The sequence below is a fragment of the Gillisella terrae genome (genome assembly GCF_004801395.1).
Taxonomy (GTDB): domain Bacteria; phylum Pseudomonadota; class Alphaproteobacteria; order Rhizobiales; family Rhizobiaceae; genus Allorhizobium; species Allorhizobium terrae.
On sequence record NZ_SSOA01000001.1, the window covers coordinates 266,307 to 280,603 of the forward strand.

General features: G+C 55.6%; 11 protein-coding genes. 6 read left to right on the forward strand and 5 right to left on the reverse strand.

Features of this window, described 5'->3' with window-relative positions; genetic code table 11:
* Positions 1-13: 13 nt before the first annotated feature.
* On the forward strand, positions 14-2,086 hold the full coding sequence (locus E6C51_RS01255; RefSeq protein WP_190234767.1) for a hypothetical protein: 2,073 nt from the start codon (positions 14-16) through the stop codon (positions 2,084-2,086).
* Positions 2,087-2,127: 41 nt separating this feature from the next.
* Positions 2,128-2,997, forward strand: coding sequence for an MBL fold metallo-hydrolase (locus E6C51_RS01260; protein ID WP_190234768.1), 870 nt, complete (start codon positions 2,128-2,130; stop codon positions 2,995-2,997).
* Here the strand turns inward: E6C51_RS01260 and E6C51_RS01265 are convergent.
* Positions 2,994-3,563 carry a GNAT family N-acetyltransferase gene (locus E6C51_RS01265; protein WP_190235069.1) on the reverse strand — a complete coding sequence of 190 codons (570 nt, stop codon included), beginning with the start codon at positions 3,561-3,563 and terminating at the stop codon, positions 2,994-2,996. The two genes, E6C51_RS01260 and E6C51_RS01265, sit on opposite strands and share 4 nt — an antisense overlap.
* 249 nt (positions 3,564-3,812) lie before the next feature.
* Between E6C51_RS01265 and E6C51_RS01270 the strand changes: the two genes are divergently transcribed.
* Positions 3,813-4,772, forward strand: coding sequence for a glutathione S-transferase family protein (locus E6C51_RS01270; protein WP_190234769.1), 960 nt, complete (start codon positions 3,813-3,815; stop codon positions 4,770-4,772).
* Here the strand turns inward: E6C51_RS01270 and E6C51_RS01275 are convergent.
* Entirely contained in the window at positions 4,764-5,258 is a 495-nt protein-coding gene (locus E6C51_RS01275) for an NUDIX domain-containing protein (protein WP_230987013.1), read from the reverse strand. The genes E6C51_RS01270 and E6C51_RS01275 overlap by 9 nt on opposite strands.
* Before the next feature lie 36 nt (positions 5,259-5,294).
* On the opposite strand from E6C51_RS01275, the gene E6C51_RS01280 reads away from it, so the two are divergent.
* The gene (locus E6C51_RS01280) at positions 5,295-6,206 is read left to right on the forward strand and encodes a metallophosphoesterase family protein (RefSeq protein ID WP_190234770.1); all 912 of its coding nucleotides are present in this window, start codon (positions 5,295-5,297) and stop codon (positions 6,204-6,206) included.
* Between the two features lies 1 nt (position 6,207).
* On the opposite strand, the gene E6C51_RS01285 is transcribed toward E6C51_RS01280, so the two are convergent.
* The 3 genes from E6C51_RS01285 to E6C51_RS01295 form a co-directional block, all read right to left on the reverse strand.
* Positions 6,208-7,554: an HD-GYP domain-containing protein gene (locus E6C51_RS01285; protein WP_190234771.1), complete on the reverse strand. Its 1,347-nt coding sequence runs from the start codon at positions 7,552-7,554 to the stop codon at positions 6,208-6,210.
* Positions 7,555-7,777: 223 nt separating this feature from the next.
* Positions 7,778-9,172: a cell envelope biogenesis protein OmpA gene (locus E6C51_RS01290; protein WP_190234772.1), complete on the reverse strand. Its 1,395-nt coding sequence runs from the start codon at positions 9,170-9,172 to the stop codon at positions 7,778-7,780.
* 282 nt (positions 9,173-9,454) lie between these two features.
* Positions 9,455-9,916 (reverse strand): tRNA (cytidine(34)-2'-O)-methyltransferase, encoded by a 462-nt coding sequence (locus tag E6C51_RS01295; protein WP_146933267.1) that lies wholly within the window; start codon positions 9,914-9,916, stop codon positions 9,455-9,457.
* Between the two features lie 359 nt (positions 9,917-10,275).
* Here E6C51_RS01295 and E6C51_RS01300 point away from each other — a divergent pair, with 359 nt between their 5' ends.
* Both E6C51_RS01300 and E6C51_RS01305 read left to right on the forward strand, forming a co-directional pair.
* Positions 10,276-12,132 carry an ABC transporter ATP-binding protein gene (locus E6C51_RS01300; protein ID WP_190234773.1) on the forward strand — a complete coding sequence of 619 codons (1,857 nt, stop codon included), beginning with the start codon at positions 10,276-10,278 and terminating at the stop codon, positions 12,130-12,132.
* A gap of 290 nt (positions 12,133-12,422) precedes the next feature.
* Positions 12,423-14,294 (forward strand): ABC transporter ATP-binding protein, encoded by a 1,872-nt coding sequence (locus E6C51_RS01305; protein WP_407920760.1) that lies wholly within the window; start codon positions 12,423-12,425, stop codon positions 14,292-14,294.
* The last annotated feature ends 3 nt before the right edge of the window (positions 14,295-14,297 follow it).

Sequence of the window (14,297 nt, forward strand, 5' to 3'; positions counted from 1 at the left end):
TAAGGAGGCCGCAATGAGCCTTTCCTTCTCGCCGTTTTTGCCATGGTGGGTGCTGGGTGTGCTTGGCGCTTTGGCGCTGGTGGTGGCTTTCATTGGCTTTTACAAGGGCATTCGTGGCAGCACCATTCGCCTCATTGCCTTTGCGGCCCTGATTGCGGCGCTGGCCAACCCATTGCTGTTATCGGAAGACCGCGATGCGCTGAGCACCGTGGTGCCGGTGGTGGTGGACCGCAGCCAGAGCCAGACGGATATTCCTTCCCGCAAAGCGATGACCGATGAAGCCTTGCAGGGCATCAAGCAGCGCTTGGCGCAATTTTCCGGCATAGAGCCGCGCATTGTTGAGGCATCAACCCCGGAGACGTCCGATACACCCTCGACGCGACTGTTTGAGGCGCTGTCATCGGCCGTGTCTGATGTGCCGCCTGCGCGCATTGGCGGGGCAATTTTCATCACCGATGGGCAGGTGCATGATGTGCCGTCCAACCTGAAAACGCTCGGCATGAACGCGCCGATCAGCACGCTTTTGACCGGCAAGGCCAATGAGTTTGACCGCCGCATCGAAGTGGTGCGCGCACCGCGCTTTGGCATTGTTGGCCAGAGCCAGGATATGGTGTTGCGGGTGATTGATGAAGGCACCAAGGTGAGCCAACCTGCGACTGTGAACGTGCGCATCAATGGTGTGGAAAGCGGTTCCTTCTCCGCGGTGCCCGGCAAAAATACGCCCTATAGCTTCACGGTGCCGCGCGGCGGCAGCAATGTGCTGGAATTTACCGTCTCAAGCCTGCCCGGCGAGGTGACGGAAACCAACAACAAAGCCGTGCATCTGATTGATGGTATTCGTCAAAACCTGCGGGTTCTTTTGGTGTCGGGCGAGCCACATGCGGGCGAGCGGGCATGGCGCAACCTTTTGAAATCCGATCCTTCAGTCGATCTGGTGCATTTCACCATCTTGCGCCCGCCAGAAAAGCAGGATGGCACGCCGATCAACGAGCTGTCGCTGATTGCCTTTCCCACCCGTGAGCTGTTTGTCGAAAAAATCCATGATTTCGATCTGATCATTCTCGATCGCTACCAGCATCGCGGCGTGCTGCCTTTGCTCTATTACGACAACATTGCCCAATATGTGCAAAATGGCGGCGCACTGCTGATTGCAGCAGGGCCGGAACATGCAGGGCCGGATTCGATTGCCAATACGCCGCTTGCCAACGTCTTGCCAGCCGCACCCACCGGCCAGATGGATGATGGCGGCTTTTATCCGCGTCTCTCGGATATTGGTAAAAAACATCCGGTGACCCGCGATCTGGAGGGTTCAAATTTTGAGCCGCCCCATTGGGGCCGCTGGTTTCGCAGCGTGGATGTCACCAAGCCCTTGGGCGAAACCGTGATGACCGCCGCCAATGGCAAACCGCTTCTGGTGCTCAACCGCGCAGGCAAGGGCCGGGTCGCCATGCTGCTGTCGGATCAAGGCTGGCTGTGGGCGCGTGGTTTTGAAGGCGGTGGGCCGCATGTGGCGCTTTATCGGCGGATTGCCCATTGGCTGATGAAAGAGCCGGAACTGGAAGAAGAAGCCCTGACGGCGCGCGCCAGTGGCCGGATGCTGACCATCACCCGCCAGACCATCGGCAATAATCCGGGTCCAGCCACCATTCTCTCGCCGTCTGGCAAGCGTGAAGAAGTGGCGCTATCGCAAACCGAGCCGGGCCGCTTTACCGCAGAAAAGCGCATGAGCGAAACCGGCTTGTTCACCATCACCAATGGAGATTTTTCGACCCTTGTGCATATCGGCACGGTGGACGCGCCAGAGTTCAAGGCGATGATCTCAACGCCCGATATTTTGCAGCCGGTGGTCGATGAAACCCATGGCTTGATGAAGCGGCTGGATAACGGCAAGGGCGGCATTTCCATTCCCGACATCATTCCGGTGCGGGGGCAAGTGCGCAGCAACGACGGCCAGCGCATCGCCATTCGCATGACCGATGAAACCGTGCTGAAGGGCATCAACACTCTGCCGCTGTTTGCCGGTTTTGGCGGTTTGGCGATGTTGCTGTTTGCCGTATCGGCCATGTGGTGGCGCGAGGGGCGGTGAGGAAATTTTTGTAAAATTCAGGCGCAATAGGGACAAAGCCCATGAATGATACTGGCGCAGTTGATCGTCTTAATCCGGTGCGGTTTTCGCTCGGTAAAGCGGACATCATCGCTTTTTGTGATGGTGTTTTGAGCGCCCCTATTGCCAATCTCTACCGTCGCGGCTCTTATCAGCCAACGCCGGAGGCTTTTGCGCAAGCACCCACCCAGCTTTCGGTCAATGCGTTTCTGGTTAAAACCGATGGCAAACTGGTGCTGATCGATACCGGCTCAGGTCAGCTTTTTGGCCCTGATCATGGCAAGCTCGCTGCGGGCCTTGCGCAACTTGGCCATTCTGCCGATGAGATTGATGATATTATTCTCACCCATATCCATGCCGATCATGCGGGCGGCCTGATTTTGGATGGTGAACCGGTTTTCAAGCACGCAAAGCTGCATATTGGCAAAACGGAAGCCGACTTCTGGCTGTCACCAGGGGCTGCCGATGGCGCAAACGTGACAGAGCGCGTGAAGGGGCAGATCGGGCGCGCTCATGCCTGTATCGATCCCTATCAGCAGCAGGGTCGCGTCCATATTTTTGCCGATGAGGCTGTGATTATGCCCGGTTTCAGCGCCATTTTGCGCGCAGGCCATACGCCGGGGCATTTAACCATTCGCTTTGAGAGCGATGGACAGGTCATCGCTTTTGTTGGCGATATTGTCCATGGCGATGCCGTGCAATTTGCCGATCCATCCGTGACCATCGATTTCGATTATGACCAGAAAAACGCGGCCATTGCTCGCAATGCTGCGTTTCAACAGGCGGCGGATGAGGGATATCTCATTGCTGCCACCCATATTCCGTTTCCGGGTGTTGGGTCTGTACGCCGTGAAGGCGACCACTACCGCTTTGAGCCGCTCAAACGGTCTTAACCGTTGGCCACCATCAACTGCGGCTCATAAAAATCCTCAGCCGCAGTTGGCTCCATGACATCGGCTGGATCACGCCAGCTAATTGTGCCGACAAGCCGGGCGTGAACATCCTCTTTCAGCGGCACCACCAGAACCCGGCTTGCGTCCACTGGGCCGGGAAATTCCAGCGCTTTATAGCTGACTTTTTCAAAACCGAGCGGCATGTAATAGGGCGGATCGCCAACCAGAATGACGGCTTCCGAGCCTGCGCGTCTGGCGGCTTCAATGGCAATCCGCACCAGTTCGCGGCCAATGCCGAGGCATTTATGGGAAGGGCGCACAGCAAGGGGGCCAAGCATATGGCCTTTGACGTCGCCTGCCAGCACCGGGGTCATCCGCACGGAGGCAATGGTTTCGCCAGCATCGGCACACACGAAGGAGAGTGCGCGCTCATGCGGGCCTTGCTCGCGAATACGGGCTGCGGCTTTCACGAAACGGCCGGGGCCAAAAGCTTCTGCGTTGATGAGTTCGATGATGGCGTCGTGAGACGCATCCTCAGTGAGGTAGACCAGATCGTGCTTGTGCATGAAAACCAGAACCGTAGTGCGAATTGCATAAATGTGTACCACCATCCATCAGATGGTTGATCAGCATCAGCGTCGTCGCAGGTTCCGGGTGGTCATAGGGTGCTATCCTCGTTGGTGGAAAATTGCATAACAGCATTTTTTTGTCTCGTCTATCGCAAAAACGCACTGTTCAGCATTTGCAACCTCGCCTTTTCTGTTTCGACCCTTATGTATTAATGCAAGAAAATAACAGCAGTGAGGCAATGTCAGATGGGTATGCTTGTAGACGGTGTTTGGAAAGACGTGTGGTATGATACCAAATCCACCAAAGGCCATTTCAAGCGCACCACCACCAGTTTTCGCAATTGGGTCACCAAAGATGGCGCGCCCGGACCATCGGGTGACGGCGGCTTCAAGGCCGAAGCGGGCCGCTATCATCTCTATGTCTCGCTGGCCTGTCCGTGGGCGCATCGCACGCTGATTTTTCGCAAGCTGAAAAAGCTGGACGACCTGATCTCGGTCTCCGTTGTGCATCCGCTGATGCTGGAAAATGGTTGGACATTCAAAACCGATGCCGCCGCCACGGGAGATGATCTGTTCGGGCTGGATTATCTGTGGCAGGTCTATGTGAAGGCCGATCCCGCTTACAACGGGCGTGTGACGGTGCCGGTGTTGTGGGACAAGATCCAAAACACCATTGTGTCGAATGAATCCGCCGAGATTATCCGCATGTTTAACACAGCCTTCAATGGGTTGACCGGCGATGATCAGGATTTTTATCCGCAAGCATTACATGACGATATCGAAGCGCTGAATAATCGCATTTACGACACCGTCAATAATGGCGTCTACAAGGCCGGTTTTGCCACCACGCAGGACGCCTATGAAGAAGCGCTGACACCCTTGTTCGAATCACTGGACTGGTTGGAAGAGCTGCTGACAAACCGCCGCTATCTCTGTGGTGATGTGCTGACAGAAGCGGATTGGCGGCTGTTTACCACGTTGGTGCGCTTTGATGCGGTCTATGTCGGTCATTTCAAATGCAACATCCGCCGCATTGCCGATTATCCGGCCTTGAGCGCCTATCTGAAAACGCTCTACAGCGTGCCGGGCGTGGCCGAAACTGTGAACATCGATCACATCAAGCGTCATTACTACGGCAGCCACAAGACCATCAACCCAACCGGGATTATCCCCGTGGGGCCGGAGTTGGACTTTCTCTTACCATAGGTCGGCATAAGGACCGCCGCGCTCCAATTCGTCCAAGCGGCGGCGGGTGGCGGGTGTTACCCCATCCGGCAGGGCGGTGAGCGGAAAAAAGCCGCTCTCGGCAATTTCATGGTCGGGCGCGCGCGGTGCTGTCTGGCGCACCATGACGCGATAAAACAGCACATGGTCGCGGCGGCTGGCGGTGAGATTGAGATAGCACTGTAGGAGTGTGGGTGAGCCTGTCATTTGCAGGTTACCCTCTTCACGTAATTCTTTTTCCAGAGCCTGAGCTGCGGTTTCGCCCCGCTCCACACCGCCGCCAGGCAGATACCAACCGGGAAGATAGGTGTGACGAACCAGGAAAATGCGGCCTTTGTCATCATAACAGGCGGCGCGCACGCCCAAGGTCATGCCGCGTGAAAGGGCGAAATAGAGATGTAAAACTCTGACAATTGCTTTTTTAAACGGGTTGATCCGCTCATCATTGCGGTGTTTGCCACGCATCATTCTTGCTCCTGACCCAAGATGGTATAAACAGGTCTTATGTTTAAGCTCGCTCATATTTCCGATATCCACCTTGGACCCCTGCCGCATCTGACCTTTCGGGAGCTGGCATCCAAGCGAATCACAGGATATCTCAATTGGCACCGCAACCGCGCAAAGCATATGGTGTCTGGCACGCTGGATGCTTTGGTGGAAGATTTGCGTAGCAAAAGCCCGGATCATTTGGCGGTGACCGGTGATCTTGTCAATCTGGCAACCGGCATTGAGATCAACCGAGCGGCAGACTGGCTGCGGGAGCTTGGCCCTGCTGATGAGATTTCCGTTGTGCCCGGCAATCACGACGCCTATGTGCCCAAAGCCCATGATAGGGCCATGCAGGCCTGGTATGATTACGTGCGCGGCGATGATGATCCTGAAATCTGGCGCAAGGACTTCAAGCTCTGGCCAACGATGCGCCGACGTGGGCCTGTGGCGCTGATTGGCTGCTCCACATCAATTGCAACACCGATGTTTTCCGCCACGGGCTATTTCGGCTCGCGGCAAGCGCGGGAGGTTGCGCAATTGCTGCAAGAGGCAGGCGAAGAGGGCCTGTTTCGTGTCGTCATGATCCATCATCCACCCATTCGCGGCGCAACGTCTCAGCATAAGCGCATGATCGGGATTCGCCGCTTTGCAGCCGCTATCGCGGTTGGCGGGGCTGATCTTGTCCTGCATGGCCACACCCATCTCAACACCTTGAACTGGCTTCATAATCGTCGTGGTCGTGTGCCGGTCGTGGGCATTGCCTCGGCCTCGCAAGGGCCGGGCGGCAAAAAGCCACCGGCGGCCTATAATCTGTTTTCCATTGCAGGGCAGATGGGGGCGTGGGAGCTGGGCTGGCAGCGCCATGCGCTCAATCATGAAGGCGATGCAGTAGTTTTATCCCATCAAGAAATGCTGCTGAAACCTTGAGCTACGCAGCCAGCAGATCGGCTTTTACAAGAGCGTCCTGCAAGGCCTGAATGCAGATGGGATCGTGACTGGCATTGGCTCCTTGCCATAGAATGTCGATGGCATTTTGCATCGGCATGGCCGGTCGGTAAGGTCGGTTTGCGGTCAGGGCGTCAAAGACGTCGGCGGTGGAGACGATGCGGGTTTCCATATTGATGTCGTCACCAGCCAGCCCGTGCGGATAGCCCTTGCCATCCAGCCGTTCATGATGGGCACCGCCGATGACGGCCAGATCAGCAAAGGCCTGGATGCGCGATAGAATGTCATAGGAAAATTCGGGATGACGGCGCATCAGCAGCCATTCATCCTTGTTGAGGCTGTGGGGCTTGTCCAAAACGCTGTTGGAAACACCCAATTTGCCAATGTCGTGCAAAAGCGCGCCGCGCCTCAGCTTGCGTCGCGTTGTGGTATCAATCTGCATCTCTTCGGCAATGAGGTCCGTATAGAGGGCCACCCGCTCGCTATGACCCGAGGTGTAAGGACTTTTGGCATCGATCACACGGGCAAAGCCCGCAGCAATATCATCCAGATAGTCTTCATCGGCCATAATCACATGCAGGCCCGGCTCGGTGCCGAGCACAATGCGCTCGAGATCGGAGGAGGCCAGATCGTGCCAAAAGCTTGGACGATAAGCAATGCTGATGAAAGCATCCACGATGGCAGGATCAAACCAGGTGCCGGAGCGGCTCTCGATTTCTCGCACGGCACCATCAGCACCGCCGACTTGAAAAAACACATCCACCACCTGCGCCAGCAGGGCAATGCGGGCAAACACATGGATATTGTCGCCAGCAATGCGCGCGGGCAGGCCGCCACCATCATAATGCTCATCCAGATCGCGAATGCCCATCGCGACATCCTCTGAAAAGCGCATTTGGCGGGCAATATCGGCCCCGCGCTCACAGCGGGTCTGCATCAATTCCACCGCATTCCTGCTGCCATGCTTCATCACATTCAACAACGTGCGCAGCCTCTCGGCAAGATTGGTCTGCACGCCCGTATGGGTCAGCAAAAATCGGATCATCTGCGGCATGCTGCCATTGACCAGTTTGAAATCGCGCTTAAAGGCCAGATCGTCGCTGACATATAATTCGCAAATCCGCGCCGCATTGCTGGAGCAGCCGAGATCCTTGAGCATCAGCGTGTAATAAAGGTCATGCAATTTTTCGTCGGAAAGGTGGATGGCGCGGCCAATGGCCATGCCAATGTGGCAGCAACGCACACAATGGCCGGGCAATTGCCCCTCCGTCAGGTCAAGCGCATGACTGAGTGCCTTGATAATTTCTGCCAACCGTATGCGTAATGCCATAAATACCCCTTGCCCGTCGATCTGGGCCACCAGACAGGTCTCTCAAGCCAGCACAAAAGCATAGGGATACTTTGCGCCGGTTTGGTAAGTCCTGAAAATGCCTCAAAAGGACATGTCTTCTTGAGGCATAGCAGAGCAATCTAGGGCAAGTTGGTTAACATGAGGTAGTTTCTTATTCATCTTGACATCAGGATGAATGAAATACCCCTTTTTACTTAGGAATTTAAGGTTTCTGATTGTTGCGCTGGCTGGAGCGTGACTGTCTTCTTGTCTTCATCGGTGCCGAGGGCTTTTTTTGTGCACTTTGCGGCGCGGCACTCTTTGCATCAGCTTTTTGCTCAGCAACAACAGTTTCCGTGGCTTCAGCAACGGCCTGTTCAACGGATTCAGTCAGGGGTTCAGTCGGGGGTGCCGTCACAGCCGGGGCTGTCTTCTCCGCCTCCGGCTCCTTCACAGGTTCCGCCTCTGTGGTGACTGCTGGCATCTCATCCGGCGCGGCTACTTTGACGTCTGCGGCTTCAACAACAGCCTCATCGGCTAGGCTGACCTCTGGCATTTTGGAAGCCACGTCAGTGGAGTCAGGTTCTGGTGTCGGCGTTTCCACCAGATGCAAGCCTGATGCCTGGTCCTGCGGTGGCACTTTGCTGGTGGGCTCTGTCTCTGCTTTTTGCGTCTGTGTCTCGTTCAACACATCCCGCAACAGGCTTGTGACTTTCAGAGCACCAGGCATGTCACTGTTGGTGGAATGACTGCTGCGCGGAACGCGAATGATATTTGTGGCCGGTGCGGTGGCATTCAACTCGCCATACCAGTCCATCTCGCCCATGATGGCAAGAGGCGGCTCTATGGCTGCGGGCACCGAAATGCGGGTGGAAAAAGAGATCAGCTTGAGGCTCTTGCTCAATGCTTGCAGCCGTTCCGGCGCATTGGTTTCCAGCGCGCGCAGGGCTTCCGCGATGATAAGATTGCCCTTGGAATGGCCGGTGACGAGCTGGAAGTCGAGTTTGTCATTCGCCAGCAATGCCTCTACCGTGTCGGTATCAAGGCTGCTTTTGCGTGGCGCACCATCGGCGGTGCCATTGCGCTTAAAGGCACCCAGTTTGGGGCGTCCAACAAGATCATCAATCATTTCAAAGTTATGGCGCAAAAATCCGAGCGGGCCGAACAGGAAGTTGCTGCCCAATGCCTCGGAGATCATATCACCAAGCCCATAGCCGGACACAACGGCCGCCACGGGCGCGTCCACCGCATCGGCAATATTGCGGGCAAAGGCCGCAGCACCCGTGGCCGAGCCGCCAATGCCTGCCACCGCCATAACGTGAACATCACGGCCACCGCGCAGAATATATTCATCAATGCTGTCACACATGATCAACATGCCTTGGCCGCTGGGCGGCACAATCATCAACATGCCTTCAGCTGCAATCGAATCGCTGATGTAAAAAGCCTCATCCGAGGTCACGGTCTTGATGTCATAAAACATCGCATCAAGGCTTGCGTTTCGAAACCGCCATGGTTCAAGCGCTGCATTGCGCAACGGTCTTTTCTGGAGCCGTTCGGGCAGGGAGAGGGATCGAGCGAATTGCGTCAGGCCGAAGGTGAATGCCGTGTTGAACATCGTGCTTATCCTCGTTCATCTTGCTGCGGTGCAGCATAAAATTACAGGATCGAATTGGCAATGATTGTTTTAAATTTTTCTCATGCACGTATAGGCTGCCATCTACGGCACCATGCGCCATAGGTGGCGCACACAGGACGCTGTAGCACTTTTGATCTGCTGCATTTATTCTCCTGAAACCCACTCGGATTTGAGGAATTATGCAGTAGCAGCCAATTATAACGCAGTGTTGACGGTTTGGCTTTGATGAAATGCAGACATGCTGCGATTTGTGATTGGCGTTTACGCAATCCGGGTCTGGCGCATGGCCTCGCCTGCAATCATGGCGACAGACATGGCGATGTTGAGAGAGCGTTGACCCTCGACCATGGGAATGAGAATGCGTCCATCGGCCATGTCATGCACGCTATCGGGCACGCCCGCACTTTCGCGGCCAAACAGCAGGATGTCGTTGGGCTGAAAGGCAAAGTCAAAATAGACATCGGCGGCTTTGGTGGATGCCAGCACAAGCCTGCGCCCGGTGGTTGCGCGCCATTCCTCGAAATGCGCCCAGCTGATGTGGCGGGTCAGCACAACGCTTGCCAGATAATCCATGCCAGCGCGCTTTAAATTGCGATCGGACAGATCAAAACCGGCAGGCTCGATAATATCGACGCCCAAGCCAAGGCAGGCCGCCAGCCGCAAGATTGTGCCGGTGTTGCCGGGAATATCGGGTTGGTAAAGGGCGATGCGCAAATCAGACATGGGTAAATCAGACATGGGTGATGCATAGCGCCAAGCGCATCGTCTGTCTGTGGTGTCCGGGCAACACTCTTGGACCAAATCAGCTTTCGATGATAATGCGACTTTGCAATTTTTTTAATCATTTGTACAAAGAACGCATCTTCAACTCGAGACAAGGGAGGCGTGTATGAATAACACTGATTGGATGCGCGCTTCTGCTGTGCCGGCTTTCAAGCTGCGCTGACCCCTCTCGTTTTCCCTGAATTTTAAAATTGAGAGTGTTTTCCGGCTCCGTCATGGGTCGGTATCAATCCTTGGCTCAAGGTGGGCTGTGCACGTGTGCCGCTTTGCGCCCTTTTGTGACGAAATGGAGTTTTTCCATGTTTTCGTGGTTTGAAAACCGTATCAATCCCTATCCCGAAGTGCAGCCCTCACGGCCGCCCAAGGGGTTGCTGCCCTTTGTGTGGCATTATACCAGACCGGTTTCGGGCTGGCTGGCGCTGATGACCTTTCTGGTCATGCTGATTGCGGTTGGCGAAGTCATGCTGTTTCAGTTTCTGGGCGATATCGTCAATTGGTTGTCCCACGCTGATCGCGCCACGTTTATGCAAACCCAGGGCTTTCAACTGTTGGGCATGGGGCTTTTGGTCATGGTGATCCTGCCGGGCCTTGGCACCATCAACTCGCTGATTGTGCATCAAACCCTGCTTGGCAATTTCCCGATGATTGCGCGCTGGCAGATGCATCGCTTCTTGCTGAACCATTCAATGACCTTCTTTGCCAATGAGTTTTCGGGCCGGGTGTCCACCAAGGTCATGCAAACCTCGCTGGCCGTGCGCGAAACCGTGGTCAAGATTCTCGATGTCTTCGTGTTTGTTGCCACTTATTTTGTCTCGATGCTGGTGATTATCGGCAATGCCGATCTGCGCTTGCTGGTGCCGATGCTGCTGTGGCTGGCGGTTTACGTTGCCATTGTTGCCTATTACGTCCCACGGCTGCAAAAAATTGCCGCAGCCCAGGCGGATGCGCGCTCGTCCATGACGGGCCGCATTGTTGATAGCTATACCAATATTGCCACCGTGAAGCTGTTTTCGCACAGCAGCCGCGAGGAAGCCTATGCCAAGGGCGCAATGGATGAATTCCTGCAAACGGTCTATGCGCAAATGCGCAAAGTCACGATGTTTCAGGTTTTGGTCTATCTCAACAATTGCACCGTTGTTTTTGTGATCGGTGCTCTGTCGATCTGGCTGTGGTTGAATGCATCCATTGAAATTGGCGCAATCGCCATTGCCATTGGCCTTGCCATGCGGGTCAACAGCATGTCGCAATGGATCATGTGGGAAGTCTCGGCGCTGTTTGAAAACATTGGCACAGTCTATGACGGCATGGAGATGATGACCAAGCCCCATGATATCGTTGATGCGGCCGATGCCAAGGTGCTGCGCGCCGATAAGGGCGAGATTGTCTATGACAAGGTGCGTTTCCACTACGGCAAGACCAAGGGCATCATTGAAGATTTTTCATTGACCATCAAGGCAGGTGAAAAAATCGGTCTGGTGGGGCGCTCCGGGGCTGGCAAAACCACGTTGATGAATCTGCTCTTGCGTTTCTATGAAGTGGAAGCAGGTGCCATCAGCATTGATGGGCAGGATATTTCCAAGGTCAAACAGGAAAGCCTGCGCGCCAAGGTGGGTGTGGTGACGCAAGATACATCCTTGCTGCATCGCTCCATTCGCGACAACATCGCCTATGGTCGCCCGGATGCCAGCGATGCCGAGGTGATTGAAGCGGCCAAGCGCGCCAATGCCTGGGATTTCATCGAAAACCTGGTGGACTTGCAGGGCCGCAAAGGGCTGGATGCGCAGGTGGGTGAGCGCGGTGTGAAGCTCTCTGGCGGTCAGCGCCAGCGGATTGCCATCGCGCGGGTGTTTTTGAAAAATGCCCCCATTCTCATTCTGGATGAGGCAACCTCTGCGCTTGACTCAGAGGTCGAGGCCGCCATTCAGGAGAGCCTGTTTGCCTTGATGGAGGGCAAAACGGTGATTGCTATTGCCCATCGCCTCTCCACGCTGACCCAGATGGATCAATTGGTGGTGCTGGACAAGGGCAAGATTGTCGAGATGGGCAACCATCCGCAGTTGGTGGCCAGAGGCGGAATCTACGCTGATCTGTGGAATCGCCAATCAGGCGGCTTTCTGGCGGATGAGGGGGATGGGCAGGAGGATGCGGCGGAGTAATTCGCCGCACAGGTTTTTGACAAACCTCTCGCTCGACGTTTCGTCACCCTCGGGCCTGTCCCGAGGGTCTGCCGTGGCTAAATAAGAAATTGACTTTGCTTATGAAATTAACGTGGTTAGATGCTCGGCACAGGGCCGAGCATGACGTCGAGAATAAATTTAGGGTTTGTTAGCAGTCTGGGCGGCGGAGTAATCAGCCGTATTCCCATTACGCAATCGTGACCGCTGTTTAAGCATCCGCTGGTTCTTAGCCCTTTGTTGTGATGCGGAATCGCCTTACGCTGAAACCCATGATCATACGCGCTGTACTCCGCCTTTTTGAAAACTGGACCAATCCGTTTGCGGAGCCGCAAGAACTGCGCCCTCCCGCCAGTGCCTGGGCCTTTGTGTGGTTTTACGTGCGTCAGGCAAAGCTGGCGTTTGTGGCCATGGCGGTGTTTGGCGGTGCCGTGGCCGCCATGGAAGCCAGCATGTTCTGGTTTGTCGGGCGGCTGGTGGATCTGTTGGAGACCGTTCCCAAAGGCGAGGGCTGGCAGGGTCTGTTTGCCATGCATGGCGCAGAGCTGGCGGGCATTGCACTGGTGGTGGTGGCTGTGCGCTTTCTGGTGATCACCATAAGCGCTTTGGTGGAAGAGCAGGTGGTGGTGCTCAACTTTTCCAATCTGGTGCGCTGGCAAAGCCATGTGCACATCAGCCGTCAGGCCATGAGCTTTTTTCAAAATGATTTCGCCGGTCGCATTGTCACCAAAGTGTGGTCGGGCGGTCTGGCGGTGGGCGATCTGCTGACCTCGCTGTTGCAGGTTGGCTGGTTTATGGTGATCTATACCCTCTCAACCATTGGCCTTCTGGCGCAGCTCGATTGGCGCCTCTCGGCAGTGATTGCCCTTTGGGTGGTGATGTTTGCCTTCATGGCGCGCTATTTTGTGCCCCGTATCCGCTTTCACGCCAAAGAAACCGCAGAAAGTGCATCAGCACTCAGCGGCAGGCTGGTGGATAGCTATGCCAATATCCAGACGCTGAAGCTGTTTGCCCGCGAGCGCCAGAACGACCACTATATTCGCGAGGGATTTGAGCGTTATCAGGCGTCGCTCAAGCCCTTCACCCGGCTGATCACCGGAGTTCGCGCCAGCCATGCCCTGCTGTCTGGCTTTATGGTGCTGGTGATTGCCATGCTGTGCATTGATCGCTGGTTTCAAGGGGCAATGACCCCCGGCGGCGTGGCCTTCACATTGGGTCTGGTGCTGCGCCTGAGCATGTTGCTCAACCGCATGATGACCCAGCTCAACAGCATGATGCGCAATCTGGGTACGATCCAGAATTCGGCCGAGCTGATTTCGCAACCGATTGGCCTTCACGATCAGCCGGATGCAAAAATCTTGAGCGTTTCCGGCCCTTTGATCCGTTTTGAGGATGTCAGCTTTCACTATGGCAAGGATAAGGGGGCGATTGATCATCTGTCGCTGACCATTCATCCCGGTGAAAAGGTCGGGATTGTCGGTCGCTCCGGTGCGGGCAAAACCACGCTGGTCAATCTGTTGCTGCGGTTTTACGATGTGGAAGACGGTGCCATCTCCGTCGACGGGCAGGATTTGCGCACAGTGACGCAGGAAAGCCTGCGGGCAAAAATTGGCATGGTGACGCAGGATACCTCATTGCTGCATCGCTCCATTCGCGACAACATCATGTTTGGCCGCGATGATGCCACCGAAGAGCATTTGCGCAAAGCAGCCGAGCAGGCCGAGGCGCTGGAGTTTATTGAAAAATTGGTCGATCAACGCGGCCGCCTTGGCTTTGATGCCCATGTGGGCGAGCGTGGGGTGAAGCTCTCAGGCGGCCAGCGCCAGCGCATTGCCATCGCGCGGGTGATGCTGAAAGACGCGCCGATTTTGGTGTTGGACGAGGCAACGTCTGCGCTGGATTCGGAAGTGGAAGCCGCCATTCAATCCAATCTGGAACAGTTGATGCGTGGCAAAACCGTGCTGGCCATTGCCCATCGGCTTTCCACCATTGCCAGCCTTGATCGGCTGGTGGTGATAGACAAAGGTCGGGTCATCGAAGAAGGCACCCATGTCGAACTGGTGGCGCGCGGCGGGCTCTATGCCGAGCTATGGGCGCGGCAATCGGGCGGCTTTCTGGGCGATGAGCTGCTGGAAGAAGTTTAAATC